The 18801-nt window shown below is 71.7% G+C and carries 12 protein-coding genes and 1 pseudogene; 5 read left to right on the top strand and 8 right to left on the bottom strand.

What is annotated here, in order from left to right; translation table 11 throughout:
* Positions 1 to 108: 108 nt before the first annotated feature.
* Positions 109 to 717, bottom strand: a complete 609-nt coding sequence (locus ACFZDI_RS06090; protein ID WP_234850014.1) for a TetR/AcrR family transcriptional regulator — start codon at positions 715 to 717, stop codon at positions 109 to 111.
* Positions 718 to 882: 165 nt separating this feature from the next.
* Between ACFZDI_RS06090 and ACFZDI_RS06085 the strand changes: the two genes are divergently transcribed.
* Together ACFZDI_RS06085 and ACFZDI_RS06080 are read left to right on the top strand one after the other, a co-directional pair.
* On the top strand, positions 883 to 1686 hold the full coding sequence (locus ACFZDI_RS06085; protein ID WP_391248096.1) for a phosphatase PAP2 family protein: 804 nt from the start codon (positions 883 to 885) through the stop codon (positions 1684 to 1686).
* Positions 1683 to 2702 (top strand): hypothetical protein, encoded by a 1020-nt coding sequence (locus ACFZDI_RS06080; RefSeq protein WP_391248094.1) that lies wholly within the window; start codon positions 1683 to 1685, stop codon positions 2700 to 2702. The genes ACFZDI_RS06085 and ACFZDI_RS06080 overlap by 4 nt, the downstream gene beginning before the upstream one ends.
* Here the strand turns inward: ACFZDI_RS06080 and ACFZDI_RS06075 are convergent.
* Positions 2692 to 4743 (bottom strand): phosphocholine-specific phospholipase C, encoded by a 2052-nt coding sequence (locus ACFZDI_RS06075; protein ID WP_391248092.1) that lies wholly within the window; start codon positions 4741 to 4743, stop codon positions 2692 to 2694. The genes ACFZDI_RS06080 and ACFZDI_RS06075 overlap by 11 nt on opposite strands.
* 169 nt (positions 4744 to 4912) lie before the next feature.
* On the opposite strand from ACFZDI_RS06075, the pseudogene ACFZDI_RS06070 reads away from it, so the two are divergent.
* Positions 4913 to 5822, top strand: a pseudogene (locus tag ACFZDI_RS06070) (MFS transporter); the annotation flags it as partial.
* Here ACFZDI_RS06070 and ACFZDI_RS06065 read toward each other — a convergent pair.
* The 5 genes from ACFZDI_RS06065 to ACFZDI_RS06045 form a co-directional block, all read right to left on the bottom strand.
* Positions 5804 to 6754: a hypothetical protein gene (locus tag ACFZDI_RS06065; RefSeq protein ID WP_391249459.1), complete on the bottom strand. Its 951-nt coding sequence runs from the start codon at positions 6752 to 6754 to the stop codon at positions 5804 to 5806. The pseudogene ACFZDI_RS06070 and the gene ACFZDI_RS06065 sit on opposite strands and share 19 nt — an antisense overlap.
* A 269-nt stretch (positions 6755 to 7023) precedes the next feature.
* Positions 7024 to 7452 carry a peptidoglycan-binding protein gene (locus tag ACFZDI_RS06060; RefSeq protein WP_391248090.1) on the bottom strand — a complete coding sequence of 143 codons (429 nt, stop codon included), beginning with the start codon at positions 7450 to 7452 and terminating at the stop codon, positions 7024 to 7026.
* Positions 7453 to 7616: 164 nt separating this feature from the next.
* Positions 7617 to 8579 (bottom strand): transcriptional regulator, encoded by a 963-nt coding sequence (locus tag ACFZDI_RS06055; protein WP_391248088.1) that lies wholly within the window; start codon positions 8577 to 8579, stop codon positions 7617 to 7619.
* Positions 8580 to 9039: 460 nt separating this feature from the next.
* Complete coding sequence (locus ACFZDI_RS06050; protein WP_361121286.1) at positions 9040 to 9726, bottom strand: response regulator transcription factor; 687 nt, start codon at positions 9724 to 9726, stop codon at positions 9040 to 9042.
* Positions 9723 to 11018 carry a histidine kinase gene (locus ACFZDI_RS06045; RefSeq protein WP_391248085.1) on the bottom strand — a complete coding sequence of 432 codons (1296 nt, stop codon included), beginning with the start codon at positions 11016 to 11018 and terminating at the stop codon, positions 9723 to 9725. The genes ACFZDI_RS06050 and ACFZDI_RS06045 overlap by 4 nt, the downstream gene beginning before the upstream one ends.
* 221 nt (positions 11019 to 11239) lie before the next feature.
* Between ACFZDI_RS06045 and ACFZDI_RS06040 the strand changes: the two genes are divergently transcribed.
* Both ACFZDI_RS06040 and ACFZDI_RS06035 read left to right on the top strand, forming a co-directional pair.
* A complete protein-coding gene (locus tag ACFZDI_RS06040) occupies positions 11240 to 11932 on the top strand; it encodes an ABC transporter ATP-binding protein (RefSeq protein ID WP_234850007.1) in 693 nt (230 codons plus the stop codon).
* Positions 11929 to 14355, top strand: coding sequence for an ABC transporter permease (locus ACFZDI_RS06035; RefSeq protein WP_234850006.1), 2427 nt, complete (start codon positions 11929 to 11931; stop codon positions 14353 to 14355). The genes ACFZDI_RS06040 and ACFZDI_RS06035 overlap by 4 nt, the downstream gene beginning before the upstream one ends.
* A gap of 174 nt (positions 14356 to 14529) precedes the next feature.
* On the opposite strand, the gene ACFZDI_RS06030 is transcribed toward ACFZDI_RS06035, so the two are convergent.
* Positions 14530 to 18801 (bottom strand): amino acid adenylation domain-containing protein (locus ACFZDI_RS06030; RefSeq protein WP_391248082.1); only part of this gene is annotated, 4272 nt, incomplete at its 5' end.

Genomic DNA, 18801 nt, shown 5'->3' with positions numbered 1-18801 from the left:
CCGCTCACAGGGGCACCCCACCCGGCCGGGGGTGCGCGCCGCCCCCGTCCCCACGGGTCGGCGCGGTCGGGTCACCGTCCGGTCATCCGGCGGACGGCGGCCCGGGTCTCAGGTCAGGCCGAGTGCCGGCAGCACGGCGGCCTCCACGAAGCGGACCAGGTAGTCGGGGTCGGCCCACTCGCCCTCCAGGACAGGCCGCACCCGCAGGACCCCGAGCAGCTGGGCGGGGATGTACTCCAGCGCCGGATGGTCGGCCGGCACCTCTCCGCGTTCTACCCCGCGGCGGATGATCTCCTTCAGCGCGGCGATCTCCGGCTCGACCAGGGTCTCGCGCAGCGCACGCTGCAACTCCGGGTCCTGGCCCGCGGCATGGGCGAGCGCCTGCAGCAGCTTGGTGTCCCGGCCGGACAGCTCGCCCGCCGCCCGGGCGGCCTCGCGCAGGTCGTCGGCGAGCGAGCCGGTGTCGATGCAGCGCGTCCGCCGGTGGGAGCGCAGCGCCGCCGCCACCAACTGGGGCTTGGTCTTCCACTGGCGGTAGAGCGTGGACTTGCTGCACCGGGTGCTCGCGGCGACGCCTTCCATGGTGACGGAGTCGTAGCCGCACTCCCCCAGCTGTTCCAGGACGGCGTCGTAGAACTCCTGCTCACGCTCCGGCGTGATCTTGGAGCGGCGCGTGGCACCGACCGGCTCGGGCCGGTCCGCAGCCTGCGACGTCATGGCGGTGCTCCTGGTTTCGGTAGGCGGCCGGAAAATTCCCGGCCGACGGTGTGTCGTACGTCTATCGATACGCCAGTGTACCGGTACGCAGCCGTATCGGTACACTAGCGTATCGGTACGCTCTCGTACCGATAACAGCACCACCGTCACCGAAGGGGCCGGGGGATGAATGCCCGCACCGAGCCTGCGCCGGCGGGGTCCGACGCGATAGCGCGACCGCCGCTCGTCCGGGAGCTTCTGCTCGTCGCAGGGCTCTTCCTCGTCTACAAGTTCGGCCGGCAACTGGCCACGGGCCACACCGGTGAGGCCCTCCGCAACGCGCACCGCGTGTGGGACGTCGAGCGGGCGGTCCATCTGCCCGGCGAGGGGGCGGTGCAGTCCCTGCTGCTGCACGGCGACGGCCTGGCGCACGTCGCGAACACCTACTACGCGGCCGTCCACTTCCCCGCCACCGTCGCCTTCCTGGTCTGGCTCTACCTGCGGCGGCCGGTCCACTACGTCTGGGCCCGCCGGGTGCTGGCGGCGGTCACCGCCGCCGCGTTGGTGCTGCACCTGCTGTTCCCGCTCGCCCCGCCCCGCATGCTCGCCGCGACCGGCCTGATCGACACGGCGCGGGTGTACGGGCCGTCGGTGTACGGCGACCCCGCGACGGACTCGTTGTCGAACCAGTTCGCGGCGATGCCGTCCCTGCACTTCGGCTGGGCGCTGATGGTCGCGGTCGGCCTGATCGTCGCGACCCGCTCACGCCGGCGTTGGCTCTGGCTCGCGCACCCCCTGCTGACGTTGCTGGTGATCGTCGGCACCGCCAACCACTACTGGCTCGACGCGCTCGTGGCGGCGGCCCTGCTCGGGCTCGCGCTCGCCGTCCTTCACCTGCCGCACCGCACGGCGAGCACGGCCCGGCGTGCCCGGAGCGGCCTCGTACCGGCGCAGCGGGACGAGCGGGCACTCGCGGGGGCCGGCCGATGAGCGCCGTCGTGATCGCCGTCGCCCTGTCCCTGGTCTCCGCCGTCGCCTATGCCGCCGCCGCGGTCGCCCAGGAGCGGTTGGCGTCCCGTTCCCGGGGCGCGGGCACGCTGCGGCTGCTCGGCACCGGGGCCTGGTGGTGGTCCGTCGGGCTGAACGCGTCAGCCGCGCTCCTGCATGTCGTCGCCCTCCGGTACGGCCCGCTGACCGTGGTCCAGCCGCTCGGCGCGCTCACCCTGGTCGCGGCGGTGCCGATGGGGGCGCGGCTGGCGGGCCGCCGGGTCAGCGCGGTCGAGTGGAGGGGCACCGCGCTGACGCTGCTGGGGCTGGGCGCCCTCCTGGTGACGGCGTCCGGTCCGGCGCCGGACGACGTGCTGAGCGTTCCCGAGGCGCTGACGGTGGCGGGTGCCACGGCGGCGCTCATCGGGGTGCTGTCCCGGCCGGGCGCCCGCCCCGGGCTGCGGCACGCGTCCGCGTCCGGTCTCGCCTCCGGGGTGGCCTCGGCCCTCACGCAGACGGTGACGGTGGCCGCGACGGACCGGTCCGGGCCGGTGCTGAGCGTCCAGGTGATCGGCGTGGCCCTGCTGGTGGCGGCGTTCGCGGCCGGCGGCCTGCTGCTGTCGCAGACCGCGTACCGGGGTGGGCTGGGCGGCCCCCTTGCGATGGTGACCCTGTCGAACCCGCTGGCCGCCGCGGTGATCGGCCTGTCGCTGCTGGGCGAACGCCTCCAGGGCGGTCCGGCGGGCATGCTGCTCGCACTCGCCGGGGCGGGCCTGGCGTCGTGGGGCGTGGTGCTGCTCACCAGGGCGGCACCCACGGCCTCCCCGGTGGACCACGACCGCCCGGTGAACGATGACCAGCCGGTGAACGCGGACCGACCGGTCGACGCGGACCGACCGGTCGACGACGACCATCCGGTGGCCGCCGTCCTGGCGTTGGAGCCCGGCTCGGCCGCGGCCGAACCGGTGCTGGTGCCCCGGCCGCACGAGCCGGGGCACCTCGCTCCCGCTACGCGGTGATGATCGCCGGGTCGCTCACCCCCGGCTGCCCGTTCTCGACGTGTCCCGCGAACCTGCGCAGGAACGCCTTGTCGCCCTCGGCGGTGACGGTCAGGTCGTACCAGCGCCGGCCTGCGGCGAGGTCCACGGTCCGGCACACCTTGGCCCCCGGGCGGACGGTGACGGTCGAGGGACGGCCGCCGTAGCCGCTCACGAGCTTCAGGCGGGCCGTGCCGGAGCCCTTGTTGGTGAAGGTCAGCTCGATGTCGTCGCCGGTGTGGCGGGCCGTGACCTCGCAGCCGGCCGCCCTGTTCGAGCCCTTGAAGACGCGCACGAAGCCGTTCGGGCCGTGCACGGTCAGGTCGTAGGAACCTCCGGAGTACGCCGAGTTCCAGGTGTCGGAGAGCGTCTTGCCGGCCTCGGTGGTGTACGTCCAGGGGCCGTCGGTGCGGTTGCCGGACGTGACGTGGAAGGCGCCGCCGGCCTTCGCTCCGGAGGCGAAGGTGAGAGTGAGCTTCCCGGTCGCCGCGTCGACAGAAGCGTCCACGTGCGGGGCGTACTTCAGCGGCCGGGTGCGGCGCAGACCGCGTTCCTGCCGGGGCATGCGCGGGTCGGCCGGTGGGACGGGCTTGTAGTCGGGGTGGCGCTGACGGTCCTGCGGCTCGTACGCCTCGGTGCCGGGCAGCGGGGCCGGGCGGGCGTCCTTGCGGGAGAAGTCGAACGCGGACGTGAGGTCACCGCAGATGGCCCGGCGCCACGGCGAGATGTTGGTCTCGCGCACACCGAAGCGGCGCTCCATGAACCGCAGGATCGAGGTGTGGTCGAGGGTCTCGGAGCAGACGTAGCCGCCCTTGCTCCACGGGGAGACGACCAGCATCGGGACCCGGGGACCGAGGCCGTACGGGCCGGCCGTGTTCTTGGCGTCCCCAGGGAAGAGGTCGAGGGAGACGTCCACGGTGGACAGGCCGCGGGAGGCGTCCTTCGGGGGCAGCGGCGGCACCACGTGGTCGAAGAAGCCGTCGTTCTCGTCATAGGTGATGAACAGGGCGGTCTTCGACCAGACCTCCGGGTTGGAGGTGAGCGCGTCGAGGACCTGCGCGATGTACCAGGCGCCGTAGTTGGAGGGCCAGTTCGAGTGCTCGGAGAAGGCCTCGGGGGCGGCGATCCAGGAGATCTGCGGCAGCTTGCCGGCCTTCACGTCCGCCTTCAGCACGTCGAAGTAGCCGTCGCCGGCCTTGGCGTCGGTGCCGGTGCGGGCCCTGTCGTACCAGGGGTCACCGGGCTTGGCGTCGCGGTACTTGTTGAAGTACAGCAGCGAGTTGTCGCCGTAGTTGCCGCGGTAGGCGTCCTGGATCCAGCCCCAGGAGCCCTTCGCGTCGAGGCCGTCGCCGATGTCCTGGTAGATCTTCCAGGAGATGCCGGCCTGCTCCAGGCGCTCGGGGTAGGTCGTCCAGCCGTAGCCGAGTTCGTCGTTGCCGAGGACCGGACCGCCGCCGGTGCCGTCGTTGCCGGTGTAACCGGACCACATGTAGTAGCGGTTGGGGTCGGTGGAGCCGATGAACGAGCAGTGGTAGGCGTCGCAGACGGTGAAGGAGTCGGCGAGGGCGTAGTGGAAGGGGATGTCCTCGCGGGTCAGGTACGCCATGGTGGTGGTGCCCTTGGCGGGCACCCAGCGGTCGTACTTGCCGCCGTCGTAGGCCTGGTGGCCGTCGGGCCAGGAGTGCGGCAGGCCCTCCAGGAACTGCATGCCGAGGTCGTCGGCGTCCGGGTGGAACGGCAGGATCTCCTTGCCGTCCTTCTCCTGGTGCCAGACGGGTTTGCCGTTGTCGAGGGTGACCGGGCGGGGGTCTCCGAAGCCGCGGACGCCTCTCAGGGTGCCGAAGTAGTGGTCGAAGGAACGGTTCTCCTGCATGAGGACGACGATGTGCTCGACGTCCTCGATCGACCCGGTGCGGTGGTTCGCCGGCAGGGCGGCGGCGCGCTGGATGCTGGCGGACAGGGCACTGAAGGCCGTGGTGGCACCCGCGAGTTGGAGAAAGCGGCGCCGGTTGACTTCGGACATGAAGGACAGACCTCTCATCCTGAGGTGCGGGATGGCCGGAACGTGACGGAATCTGCGCGGAAGGAGTGTTTCAGGGACACCAAACGCCAAGGAAGGGGCGCGTGACACTCGTGTGAAAGTCGCCGGTACGGACGGTGTGCCGAGGCATTGCCGGGGGAGGGTGAGGGGCGTGACAGAGACGCAGACGGTTTCCCCGCCGACGAAACGGCCCGTTCGCCGGCTCCTCGTCGCCTCCGTGGCAACGCGGTCGAGTGGTACGACCGGTACGCCTACACGTTTCTGGCCACCTACATAGCCGCCCAGGTCTTCCGAAGAGCGCGGACAACTCGCTGGTGCCGCTGCTGTCCACGTTCGCGGTGTTCGCGGTCGGCTTCTTCATGCGGCCGGTGGGCGGGCTGCTGATGGGCGCCGTCGCGGACCGGCACGGGCGGCGGGCCGCCCTCACGATCACCATCCTGCTGATGGGCGGCAGCAGCCTGCTGGTCGGGCTCACTCCGACCTACGCGTCCGTGGGTGTCCTGGCGCCGGTGATCCTCGTCCTCGCCCGGCTGCTGCAAGGGCTCTCCGTGGGCGGTGAGTTCACGGCGTCGACGACGTTCCTGGTCGAGTCGGCGGGCCCGGGCCGACGGGGGCTGTTCTCCAGCCTCCAGTACGTGTCGACGACGGTGGGGCAGCTGGTCGCCTTCACGTGGGGGGACCCCCACCGGCCGCCGTCCCCCGCTGCTTTTCTTCGGTCTGGGCTTCGCGCTGCTCGCGGTGCCGCTGCTGCACGCCCTGCGCGACTCGTTCGCCGTGCTGTTGCTCGTGCAGTGCGCGGGCATGGCGCTGTTGACCGGCTTCACCTCGATCAGCGCGGCCGTGACGCCGAGATCTTCCCGCCCCGGGTCGGCGCGGCGGGCATCGGCTTCCCGTACTCCCTGACGGTGGCCCTCTTCGGCGGCACGGCCCCGTACGTGGGCACGCTGTTCAAGGAGCAGGTGCACGCGGGGCTGTTCCCCTGGTACGTCGCGGTGATCTGTCCGGTGTCGTCGGTGGTGTACCTGCGGCTGCCGGAGACGGCTCACGCACCGCTGCGGCGGTCAGGGGGCGCGCCGTCGGGGACCGGCTCACCGTCCTTGCCGTCGGCCTCGTGCGGCTCCTCGTGCGGTCCGGCGCCGTTGGGTGACCCTGCGGCGGGGGGCGGCGGGCCCTCCTTCACGGCGACCCGCTCGGGGTCGACCACGGCGTCGGTGGTCCTGCCCACCTCCGACAGCGTCATCTGGGCGCGGTCGTCGACGAGCCGGGTCACCAGGTGCTGCGCGGCGCCGAAGGCCGCGGCCCAGGCGAGGACCTGCGCCCTGCTGTCGAGGTCGCTGAGCCCCGGGACGAAGGCGCCGCGGATCAACAGCAGCCCGAGGAAGGCCGACAGGGCGCCGGTGGGCAGCTTCAGCACCGCCGACGCCAGGGGCAGCATGTACGGGGAGTCGGTGCCCCGGATGCGGCGCAGCGAGGCGATGACGGTGAGGGCGGCACCGGCGAGTCCGGCGATCTCGACGGTGAGGATGTCCGTGGGGCCGGCCAGTCCGCTGGGGTCGGTGTCGGCCCGCTCGTTGTGGAACTCGGCGGTGGGGCACACGACGGTGACCGTGCCTCCGGAGCCGCCCGAGGGCGAGAAGCACAGGCTCAGCGAGCTGGGCGAGAACCATCCGTAGAGGGCCAGGTTCACCACCCCGACCAGTACGAGGAAGGTCGCGGCCCAGAGGATGTTGCGCAGGCTGCGCACCCGGGCCAGTTCGTCGTCGAGGCTGCTGTACGCGGCGTCGAGCGCCCGGCCCATGAGATCCCGGTCGCTCGGGCTCACGTCGCCGGAGATGATGGACCGCATTCTCAGGGCGAGCCGCACCCGGCGCGGGTCGTCCGCGTCCAGGTGATCCTTGACCAGGGCCATGACCTCACTGGCGCGGCCCGCGGCTTCTTCGTCGGAAACCAGTTGAATGAGCAACACCTCGGCGTTGCGGATATTCGAACACACCCCCTCCCGGGCCGCCGACCCCGACCACGGCTTCCGCCATCCGAAATCCTCGTCCGCGGCCGCGCGGGCTTTGTCGAGATGTCCCCGCATTCCTTCGATGAGCGCTGTCCGGTCTCCGCGGACCCGTCGGGTGCTCTCGTGTTCCAGTTCCGCCTCGAGATAGGCGATACGCGCTCTGGCCCGTGCGCGCCAGGCGGTCCGGGGCGGGCCGGCACGCGGCCCCCTCGTGGCCCGTCGGCGCGTACGGGCGGTCCTGGTCTCGGTGCCGGTCACTCGTACACGGCGGGTACGTGCAGCCTGTCCCAGGACTTGCGACCCGGCGTGCCGTCGGCGTCCGGGCCCCTGAAGCCGAGCTTGTGCTGCCACTTCGCGTACGACTTCCGGTCCGCCTCGCTCCACTGCGAGTCGGGTCCGCCGGCGTACGCCGAGCAGCCCTCCTCGATGAGGCGGTACCCCATGGCCTCGATGACGGGACTGGTCACGGAGGACTGGAAGAAGTCGGCACCCGGGAAGGGTTCGTACTCTCCGTTCATCTCCGGCGCCCTGACACGAATCTTCTGGTTCGGGAAGATGATGTCCGGATTCTCGATCTGGGGATTCCATTCGAGAATCTGGCCCAGTGTCACATGGAACATGGACGCGATCTTTATGAGGGTGTCACCATACTTGACTACGTAGAATTCCGCTGCGGTTCCCATATGTCCACGATAAATGCATCGCCCGTCATCGAGAAGTCGAGAATTCCGTTTCGCTTTCACTTTTTGACGGGGCAAACAGAATGGGCGCCTGAACCAGGCCGAAGCCCGTCAGACGCCCCTGCGCGCACGCGCCCGGACCCGGAAGAGGCCCGCTCGACGCCCCGTTATCCGCCCACGGTCCGCCGGCTCGAGGCCTGCAGCTGCGCATCGAGGTTCTGGGCGAACTGCGACCAGGTCTCGGCGTACTGGCGGGCCAGGTTCATCACCAGGGCACCGCAGTGCGGCGGGACCGCCGCGGTGAGCTCGGTCCACTGCTGCATGCCGACGGCGTTCTGGTGCAGCAGGCGCAGCAGGTTCCGCCCCTCCTCCTTGTGGCGCAGGGAGGGGTCTCGCAACAGCTTCTCCAGCACGTCCTGGGGGTCGCTTCCGCCCCGGTCGTCCGCGCGTCCCGCGGGCAGTGAGCACACCACGCCGGCGGGCTGGGCGGCCTCGTCCTGACGGGCCTTCTGTGCGCGTCGGACGACCGGATCCTGTCCGGCCCGCAATCGTCTTCGGACATCGCTCACGGTCGCCGGAGACAGGCCCGCCAGGCGCGCGATCTCCCGCAGCGAGGCGTCCGGGCGCTCGTCCATCAGCTCAGCGGCGCGCCTGCGGCCCTCGTCGCTGCTGAGCGGACGGATCTTGCCGTCCCTGCCCACGCGCGCGTGCAGGTGCAGCACGTCGTCGTACTGCCGGCGGATGGCGGCCACGGTCTTGGCCCCGAGCCCGGAGGCGCGGGCCACCGCCCGGTCCGACAGGTGCGGGTGGGATCTGACGATCTTCGCCGCCGCGGCCCGCCGGTCGGCCTGGGAGAGCGGCAGGCCGTGGGTCACGTTCGCCTGCACGGCACGCAGGAACGCCTCGTCGGCACTGCCCTCGAAGAACTCCACGCCGATGGTCCGCTGTCCCCTGACGAAGGCGGCCATCAGGCGGTGCATGCCGTCGATGACGTGCAGCGTGCGGCGGTCGACGAGGATGGGCGGCAGAGGCCCTTCCACCTCCGCCAGGCGGGCCACGTGCTCCGCGTCCGGCCCGCGCGAACGCAGGGAGATGCCCGGCAGGATCGAAGTGATGGGGATGTCCTGCACCGCCGGCGGACTCACCCGCGCAGGCCCGGAGGACGTCGTCGGGCCGGCGTCGCGGGCGACGACTCCGGTGGCGGCCGCTCCGGTTAAGTCCGCGGCCGAGGAAGAGTGAGGGACGCCGATCATCTGATTCATTCTGTCCACCCCGTTGACTGACAGCTCACAGAATCTGACTTGCGCCGCGACCGGTCGGCTCAGCACCACCGGTCCGCACGACCGGAACGGACCGGTTCACGGCCCGGTCCGGAGCCCGGGCACACCCCACTGGAGGAATCTGGAATTCCGTGCATCTCCCCCCGTTCTGAGATGTCGCCCGCGCCTGCACCACCAATGCTCACGCGTCACTCTGGTCATTGTCGAGCCCTCAGATAGAGGAACGCGACATTCACAGAATCCGTCATGAGCCGTTCATCTCAACGCTCATGACGGCTCATCAGTTCCCGTGGGCGCTCACGTCACGGTGCTAGTTGCCACCGCCCGGAGCGATCAGACCCGTCTCGTAGGCGAACACGACGGCCTGGACGCGGTCGCGCAGGTCCAGCTTCGACAGGATGCGGCCGACATGGCTCTTGACGGTGGTGGGACTCAGGAACAGCCGTTCGGCCAACTCGGCGTTGCTGAGGCCCGTCGCCAGCAGGCGGAGCACCTCCAGTTCACGCGGCGTCAGACCGGACAGGTCGCGGTGCGGTGCGACGGTCTGAGGTTCGTCGGGCACGGCGAAGCGCTCGATCAGCCGACGGGTGATCGTGGGCGCGAGGAGGGCGTCACCGGACTGCACCATGCGCAGGGCGGACACCAGGCGTTCGGGGGTGACGTCCTTGAGCAGGAAGCCGCTGGCGCCGGCCGTGAGCGCGGCGTAGACGTACTGGTCGAGGTCGTACGTGGTGAGGATGATGACCCGGGTCTCCGGGGGACCGTCACCGCCGAGGATGCGCCGGGTGGCCTCGATGCCGTCCATCACCGGCATCCGGATGTCCATGAGGACGACGTCGGGCCGCGTGCGGCGCACCGCCGCGACGGCCTCGGACCCGTCGGCGGCCTCGGCCGCCACCTCGATGCCGTCCGCGGCCAGGATCATCTTGAAACCTGTGCGCACCAGGGCCTGGTCGTCCGCGATGACGGCGCGCAGCGGCGGCCGCTCCCCGCTCATGCCGCGTTCCTCGGGATGCGCGCGGCCACCCGGTAGCCGCCGTCCGGCGTCGGACCGGCCGTCAGTTCGCCGTCATACACGGCCAGTCGCTCGCGCAGCCCCATGTGGCCGCGGCCGTTGCTCTCCACCGGCGGGGCGTCCTTCCCGCCTCCGGTGTCCGTGACCTCGATCTCCAGGCAGTCGTCGGTGTATCCGATGGCGACGGACGCCTCCGCGCCGCGGGCGTGCTTGATCGTGTTGGTCAGTGCCTCCTGCACGACCCGGTACGCCGCCAGGTCCACCCCCGAGGGCAGCGGTTCCGACGGCAGCGACACACCGACGCTCACGGGCGTGCCGGCGGCCCGTACCCGGGCGACCAGCGCGTCGAGCTGAGCCAGCCCCGGCTGCGGTTCCAGGCCGTCGGGTCTCTCGTGGTCCGGGGCCGCCAACAGGCCCATCACGTGCCGCAGTTCGGCCATGGCGGCCCGGCCGCCCGCCTCGACGGCCAACAACGCCTCCTTGGACTGCTCGGGGACCACGTCCATCACTTTGCGGGCCGCGCCCGCCTGGATCACCATCACGCTGACATTGTGGGTCACGACGTCGTGCAGTTCGGCGGCAATACGCGCACGCTCCTCCGCGACGGCCCGGCGCATGGCCTCCTCCTGGGCCTGCTGCAGCTCGGTGACCCGGTCCCGGCTGGTCGCCAGCCGCAGCTGCAGGAACCGGACGAGGCTGGCCAGCATCCCGGCCACCAGCAGCACGAATCCCGGGCTGGACCAGCCCGGGAGCAGGGGGTCGGCGTTGCGGAACGCGTAACCGGACAGCGCGGCGGCCATCACCAGGACGGCGATCGCCAGTATCCGGTAACGGCTGTACACGATGGCGCTGTAGGCGCCGACGACACAGGCCAGGACGGTGATCCAGGAGGCGGAGCCGCCGATGGCCAGTGCCGCGACCAGCACCGTCACGAACGTGGCCAGCGGGTACAGGCGCCTCAGACCGAGCGGCAGCGTCGACAGGATGACCATGGCCCAGGGGACGGGCGGGGCCTCTTCCTCCGCGGGCGCCTGGTCGGGGCCGGGCGAGGGCGGCGCGGGCACACCGGTTCCCACGTCGATCTTGGGTGGGTTCACATCCACCGGCCCGTTGCCGGGGTACCGCACCGCCACGAACAGCGCGACGGCGGTCAGCACGACCGCCAGCACCACGTCCACGCGCACCGCCCGCTTCGACTGCGGGGCGGACTTCGCCTCCGGGCGCAGCGCGTCGATGAGCTGGTGAAGCCGGCGGCACCGGTCTTGCGTCTCCATCCGTCCATTGTGGGGCGCCCGCCGCCCGGTCCGCGTCCACCTGTCTGATCAGGGCATTGCCTTCGAGGCCTACTCCTCAGGTAGGACTCCCCGGGCGAATCATCCGCTGGGAGGGGCCGATGTTGGTTCCGCGGCCGACGCGCCGCGCGGGCGGCAGCCTCTAGGTTCACAGGGTCGGCAACGGCATGTGTCTCTCGCGATCGTAAGGACGGACAACCCGCATGAATCAAGTGATCGAGCTGGAAGGTGTGGCGAAGCGCTACGACACCGCCGGTGCGCCGGCGCTCGGACCGCTCACGCTCAGCGTCGCCAAGGGCGAGGCCCTTGCCGTGACGGGCCCTTCCGGCAGCGGCAAGTCCACGCTGCTGAACCTCATCGCCGGCCTGGACAAGCCGACCGAGGGCTCCGTGCTCGTCGCGGGGCGGCGGATCGACCAGTTGAGCGAGCACGCCCTCGCCAAGTTCCGTCGCGAGCACATCGGCATCGCCTTCCAGTTCTTCAACCTCCTCGACGACCTCACCGTCACCGACAACATCCAGCTCCCGGCCCAGCTCACCGGGACGAGCCGGCGCGCTGCCGCGGCCCGCGCGGGTGAGCTCATGGAGATGCTGGGCATCCAGAAGCACGCACGCGCCTACCCGGGCCGGCTGTCCGGAGGTGAGCGTCAACGCGTCGGTGTCGCCCGGGCGTTGATCAACCGTCCCGAGCTGCTGCTGGCCGACGAGCCCACGGGTGCGCTGGACTCCGCCTCGGGCGCGGAGGTCCGCAAGCTGCTGATCGATCTGCACCGCGGTGGCCAGACCATCGTGCTGGTGACGCACGACCTGGCACTGGCGGAGGCCTGCGCCAGCCGCACGATCCACCTGGTGGACGGTCACCTCGCCCTCGACACGTATGCGCAGGCCGTCCGATGAGCCTCTTCGGTAACGGCGCGCTGGGCCGGGTCGTGCGCTCCGGGGTCGGCCGGCGGCGGGTGCAGACCCTGGTGATCGCCGTGGCCACGATGATGGCCGTGGCCTCGGCCGTGGTGGCGGGGGCCCTGATGGTCGCCGCGGCCGCTCCCTTCGACGACGCCTTCAAGAAGCAGCAGGGCGCGCACATCACCGCGCAGTTCGATCCGGCCAAGGCGAGTGCTGCGCAGCTGGAGCGCACCAAGGAGCTGGCCGGCGTCACGGCGAGCGCGGGGCCGTACCCGTCCACGGCGTTCCGCCCGGTGGACCGGTCGGGGTTCCGGATGCCGACGCTGACGGTGGTCGGGCGATCCGGCGCCGACGCCGATGTCGACCGCGTGGAGCTGAAGTCCGGCCGGTGGGCGCACAAGCCCGGCGAGATCGTGGTCGACGCGTCCTTCCAGGGCCCCTCCGTCGACATCGGCTCCGCCCTGAAGACGTCGGACACCCCGAACGCCCCGACGCTGTCGGTCGTCGGGTTCGCCGTGTCGGTCGGCAAGTCCGCCGACGCCTGGGCGACCGCGGAGCAGGTCGAGTCGCTGGCGGCGCTGGGCAGCCCCCTCACGACCCAGATGCTGTACCGCTTCGACTCCGCGAGCACCAAGCAGCAGATCGTCGCCGACCGGGCGAAGCTCGCCTCCGCCGTGGACTCCGGGGCCCTGCTGGGCACGCAGTCCTGGCTGGACACCAAGCGGGCCGCGGATCAGGGCGCGGCGGCGACCGTCCCGTTCGTGATGGCCTTCGGCGTGCTCGGCATCGTCATGTCGGTGATCATCGTCAGCAGTGTGATCAGCGGTGCGGTCGGCACGAGTCTGCGCAGGATCGGCATCCTCAAGGCCATCGGTTTCACGCCTCGCGAGGTCGTCCGCGCGTACGTGGCGCAGGCGCTGATCCCGGCCACGGTCGGCATCGCCCTGGGTGTCGTGCTGGGCAACCTGCTGGCGGTGCCGCTGCTGGCGGACACGGAGTCGGTGTACGGCAACGTCTCGCTGTCGGTGGCCTGGTGGGTGGACGTCGCCGTACCGGCCGCCGCGCTGCTCGTGGTCGGGCTCGCGGCGCTGATCCCCGCACGGCGTGCCGGACGGCTGAACACGGTCGAGGCCATTGCGGTCGGCCGGGCGCCGCGCCCGGGCCGCGGCCAGTGGGCGCACCGGGCCATGGGACGGCTGCCGCTGCCCCGGCCGGTGACGTACGGGCTCGCCACTCCCTTCACGCATCCGGTGCGTGCCCTCGCGATGCTGCTCGCGGTGGCGTTCGGCACGGTCGCGGCGACGTTCGCGGTGGGACTGACCTCGTCCCTGAACGAGGTCGGCAAGTCGCAGGACCCCGAGAGCCGTGCCGCGGTCACGGTCACGACGGTCAGGATGAACAACATCGCTCCCCCGCCGCCCCCGCCTCCCGTGGGGGGCGACGCCGCGGCGAGCCCGTCTCCGGCGGCCCCCAGCCCGGCGGCCGGCTCGTCCAAGCCCAAGGTGGCCGACCCGGCGAAGGTGCGGGCCGCCGTCAAGTCCGAGGCGGGGCTGGAGTCGTACTACGGCAAGCTCCAGACGGAGGTCGCCGTGGCCGGGGTCTCCGGCGCGGTGGAGGCCAGCCTCTACGAGGGCGACTCGCGCTCCGGCAGCTACGAGATGCTCTCGGGGCACTGGATCACCGGGAAGGGCCAGGTCGTCGTGCCCACGCGCTTCCTGGAGCGGACCAGCACCAAGGTCGGCGACACGGTGCGGATGACGTTCGAGAAGGAGAGCGCCGACCTGCGGATCGTGGGTGAGTCGTTCGACACCTCCGGCAATGAGCTGGAGGTCCACGCGGACATGGCCAACTTTCCGTCGGCGCAGCCCGAGACGTTCCTCGTCGACGTGAAGTCGGATGTGTCGGCGGACGCGTTCGCCCGGAAGCTCGCGGCGGTGGTGCAGCCGATGGGCGGTGACGCCACGACCGTCGTGGAGTCGGAGCAGAGCGGCGTCATTCTCATCATGGACGCGATGGCGGTGCTGCTGACCCTCATGCTGATCGCCGTGGCCGGTCTCGGCGTGCTCAACTCCGTCGTCCTTGACACCCGCGAACGCGTCCACGACCTGGGCGTGTGCAAGGCGATCGGCATGTCGCCGCGGCAGACGGTGAGTCTCGTGCTCGCCTCGGTGTCCGCGATCGGCGTGGTCGGCGGGCTGCTGGGCGTGCCGGCGGGATACCTGCTGCACGGCGTCGTCATGCCGGTGATGGGGCGCGCGGTGGGCACCGGAATGCCGTCGCCGGTCCTCGACGTGTACGGGCCGGTCGAGCTGCTCCTGCTGGGGCTGGGCGGCGTCGTGCTGGCGATGCTGGGCGCGATGATCCCGGCCGGGTGGGCGGCCCGGGCCCGCACGGCCACGGCCCTGCGCACCGAGTGACGCAGGACGCGACACCGGCGGCATGAAAGGACAGCCCGGCCCCGAAAGGGCCGGGCTGTCCTCGTGCGTACGTGCTCCGAGCCGTGCGCGGCGTCGCTCGGGTGCGCCGCCGCACGGGCCGGGCCTCCGCTCGTCGGCGGGGGCCCGGCCGTCATCGGGCGGCCGTACGACGGCTCACACGCCGTCGGGCCTGCGCATGCGCCGCAGCGCGGGCCTGGCCTTCGGCCGCCGGTCGCCCTGGTCGGCGAGCCAGCCCGCGAGTGCGGCCGGCGTGGGCGAGGTGAAGACGGTACGGATCGACAGCTCCTCACCCAGCACCGTACGCACCCGGCTGACCAGGCGTGTGGCCAGCAGCGAATGACCGCCGAGGGCGAAGAAGTCGTCGTCGACACCGACCGTCGGCAGGCCCAGCACCCGTGCGAACGCCTCGCAGAGGATCCGCTCCTGTTCCGTGGCCGGTTCCCGGCCGGCTCCCGCCGGCGCGGCGACATCCGGCTCCGGCAGCGCCGCGCGGTCCAGCTTGCCGTTGACCGTCAGCGGAAGCGCGTCGAGGACCACGACCGCCGACGGCACCATGTACTGCGGCAGAGCCTGCGCGACGTGGTCGCGCACCGTCCGGCCGAGCGCGACGTCGTCGGTGTCCGACCGGTCGCCCGCGGGCACCACGTAGGCCACCAGACGCCTGTCGCCCGAGGCATCCGCGCGTACGGTCACCGCGGCGCGGGCCAGCGCGGGGTGTCCGGTCAGAACGGACGCGATCTCCTCCGGCTCCACCCGGAAGCCACGGATCTTCACCTGCGCGTCGGCCCGCCCGGCGAACTCCAGCCTGCCGTCGGCGGTCCACCGCACCCGGTCCCCCGTCCGGTACATCCGCTCTCCGGGCCCGGTGTACGGGGACGCCACGAACCGCTCGGCCGTCAGGTCGGGCCGCCCCACGTACCCGCGGGCCAGGTTGGAGCCCGCGACGTACAGTTCGCCGGCCACCCCGACCGGCACGGGGGCGAGCCGGTCGTCGAGGACGTACGCCCGCACACCGCTGATCGGGCCGCCGATGTCCGGGTCGTCGCCCACCGCCAGCGGCCGGGACATCGTCGCGCACACCGTCGTCTCCGTCGGCCCGTACGCGTTCACGAGCCGCCGCCCCGGCGCCCAGCGCCCCACCAGTTCCCTGCCCAGCGCCTCACCGGCCGAGACCAGGGTCGTCACCGGTGCCAGGTCCTCGGGCGCCATCTCGGCCAGGACCGCCGGCGGCAGGGTCACGTGCGTCACCGCGTGCCGGGACAGGACACGCGCCAGCCCGGGCCCGGGCAGCAGCTCGTCCGCCCCGGCCACGACGAGGCAGGCGCCGGACGACAACGCCACGACCACGTCCGACACCGCCGCGTCGAAGCTCATCGACGCGAACTGCAGCAGACGGCTCGATCCGTCCACGGCGAACCGGTCCGTCTGCGCGGCCGCCAGGTTCGCCAGTCCGGCGTGGGACACGGCCACGCCCTTGGGCCGTCCCGTCGAACCGGACGTATAGATCACGTAGGCCATCCGGTCGGGCGTTCCGGCCACCCGGGGAGCGGTCACCGGAGCCGTCTCCACACTGGCCGCCACCCCTGGATCGTCCAGGTTCAGCACCCGGGGCCCCGAAGCGGAGAAGCGGCCCGTCAGGTCGCTCCGCCCGACGACGACACCGGCCCCGCTGTCCGCGAGCATGAACGCCAGCCGCTCCCCCGGATACTCCGGATCCAGGGGCAGGTAGGCCGCCCCTGCCTTCCACACGCCGAGGATCGCCGCGATCGCCTCCACGCCTCGCGGCAGGCACAGGCCCACCACGGACTCGGGCCCCACCCCGTGGTTCCGCAGAAGGTGCGCGAGGCGGTTGGCCCGCGTGTCGAGTTCCGCGTACGACACCTCGGTCGTGCCGGCCACGACCGCCACCGCGTCGGGCGTCCTGGCCGCCTGCGCCTCGAACAGTTCCGGCGCCGTCGCCGCGTCGACCGGCCCGTCGGTGTCGTTCCACTCCGTCAGCACCCGCCGCAGTTCCTGCGCGGGCACCGCCTCGACGGCCACGAACCGTGTGTCGGGTGCCTCTTCCAGCGCGATGACCAGGTTGCCGAGGGTGGTGTGCAGCATGGAGCACAGGGCGTCGGCGTCCACGGAGGCCACCGCGTCGACGGTGAGGGCGAACCCCGTTCCGAGGTCGTCCACCGCCACCGCGACCGGGTAGTTGGTGCGTTCCCGGGTGAGCAGCAGGCTCACACCGTCCGGCATGGTGCCGCTGCCCCGCTCCGCTGCCCGGGCGGCGGCCTGATGGTGCCGGTAGTTGAAGATCGAGGTGAACAGCGGGCTGCCGCCCGGGACACCGCCCGCCCGTTGCGCCAGCGCCAGCGGGGCGTGCTCGTGCACGAGCAACTCGGCCAGCTGGTCGCGCAGTCCGAGCAGGGCATCGCCCACCTTCGACGATCCCACGCGTACCCGAACGGGCAGCGTGTTGATGAAGGGCCCCTGGACGCGGTCGGCTCCGGCCCCGGCGTTCATCCGGCCGAAGAGCACGGTGCCGAACACGACGTCCTCCCGGCCGCTGACCGTCGCGAGGACCCGGGCCCACGCCAGGTGGAACACCGTGGCCGGACTGACACCGAGCGACCTGGCCGTCTCGCGTACGCGGCCCGCCAGTTCGTCGTCGACGGACCACCGTGCGCGGTCCGCGTCGGTGCCGTCGCCGTGGACGTCCAGCAGACCGTACGGTGCGGTGGTCTCCTCTACGTCCCCGAGCAGGTCGCTGAAGTACCGCTCGTGCTCCTCCCTCGGCACCCCCAGCCGGGCCTGCGCCACGAAGTCCCGGAACGGGAGCGCCTCGGGAAGCGTGTCGCCCCGGCCCGACAAGAGCGCGCCCAGCTCTCTCAGCAGGGCTTCCTGACTCGTGTGGTCCCGAACGGTCTGGTGGATCCGGATGAGGCACACCCATCGGTCACCGCCCGGCAGGGCGGCGGTGTGCGCACGGATCAGCGGAGCACTGCTCAGGTCCATCCGGCCCCCGGCGTGCGCCAGCAACTGCCGTACGGTGTCGCCGCCTTCGGGATCGGCCACGAACCCCTCCACGGGCAGCCCCACTTCACGCAGCACCACCTGGACCGGCTCGCTCAGGTCCCGCCACAGGATCGCGGTCCGGTAGATGTCGTGCCGGTCCACCACCCGCTGCAACGCTCCGAGGAACGCGTCCAGCCGCTCCCTTGACTCCAACTCGAGCACGATCGGCAGCACATAGACGTCTCCGCCCTCCTGATCAGCGACCAGGTGGTGGAAGAGGATGCCTTCCTGCAACGGGGCGAGCGGGTAGACGTCGGCGATGTTGGCCGCGCCGCCCGGTATCTGCCCGACGACATGCTCCAGCTCGGCCTCGCTCAGCTCGACCAGCGGGAGCATGTCCGGGGTGATGTGCTCGGCGCCGTGCGGGATGCGGTTCTCCGGAACGTCGACCGTGTCCGGAGCCGCGACCCCTGCCAGGCCTGCGGGAGTGGGTGTCTGGAACAGCGCGCGGACCGAGAGAGACACGCCCCGGCTGCGCAGCTGCTCGACCAGCGAGACGGCCAGGAGGGAGTGCCCGCCCAGCGTGAAGAAGTCGTCGTCGACGCCGACCGCGGGCAGACCCAGCACCTGGGCGAAGGCCTGGCACAGAATCTCCTCCTGCACGGTTGCCGGAGGACGCCCCGTGCCGGCCGTCGCCGCCGCCCCATAGTCGGGGGCGGGCAGAGCCTTGCGATCCAGTTTGCCGTTGCCCGTCAGCGGCAGGGCATCGAGGACCACCACGGCCGCGGGGACCAGGTACTCGGGCAGACGGGCCGAAGTGAACTCCCTGATGGCTGCGGTCAGGTCTTCTCCTTCCGTCTCGTTGGTGACGATGTAGGCGACCAGGCGGACATCGCCGGGGGTGTCTTCGCGGGCGACGACTGCGGCCTGGGCGACCAGCGGGTGTGCGGCTACGACTGCCTGTACTTCGCCGGGCTCCACTCGATACCCGCGGATCTTCACCTGGTCGTCGGCACGACCGGCGAACACCAGCCGGCCATCGGCCGTCCACCGTGCGCGGTCACCCGTGCGGTACATGCGCTCGCCGGGTGAGCCGAAGGGGCAGGCCACGAAACGCTCGGAGGTGAGACCGGGCCTGCCCACATACCCGCGCGCCACCTGTGCGCCCGCCACATAGAGTTCGCCCACTACACCCACCGGGACTGGCCGCAGGCTCGCGTCCAGGACGTAGGTCTGTGTGTTGGCCACCGGGGAGCCCACCGGGATCACCCCGGCAGCCACATCCTCCGCGGTCAGCGCGGTGGTGGCCACGCCGACCGTGGTCTCCGTCGGCCCGTAGTGGTTGAACACAGCCGTGGCCAGCAGCTCCCCGACCAGCTCGGCGGAAGCCGCCTCACCACCCAGAACCAGCGACCGCACCGACGT

Source organism: Streptomyces sp. NPDC007907 (genome assembly GCF_042959365.1).
In the GTDB taxonomy this organism is placed as follows: Bacteria; Actinomycetota; Actinomycetes; order Streptomycetales; family Streptomycetaceae; genus Streptomyces; species Streptomyces indiaensis.
This window is presented reverse-complemented; position numbering and strand designations above follow the sequence as displayed.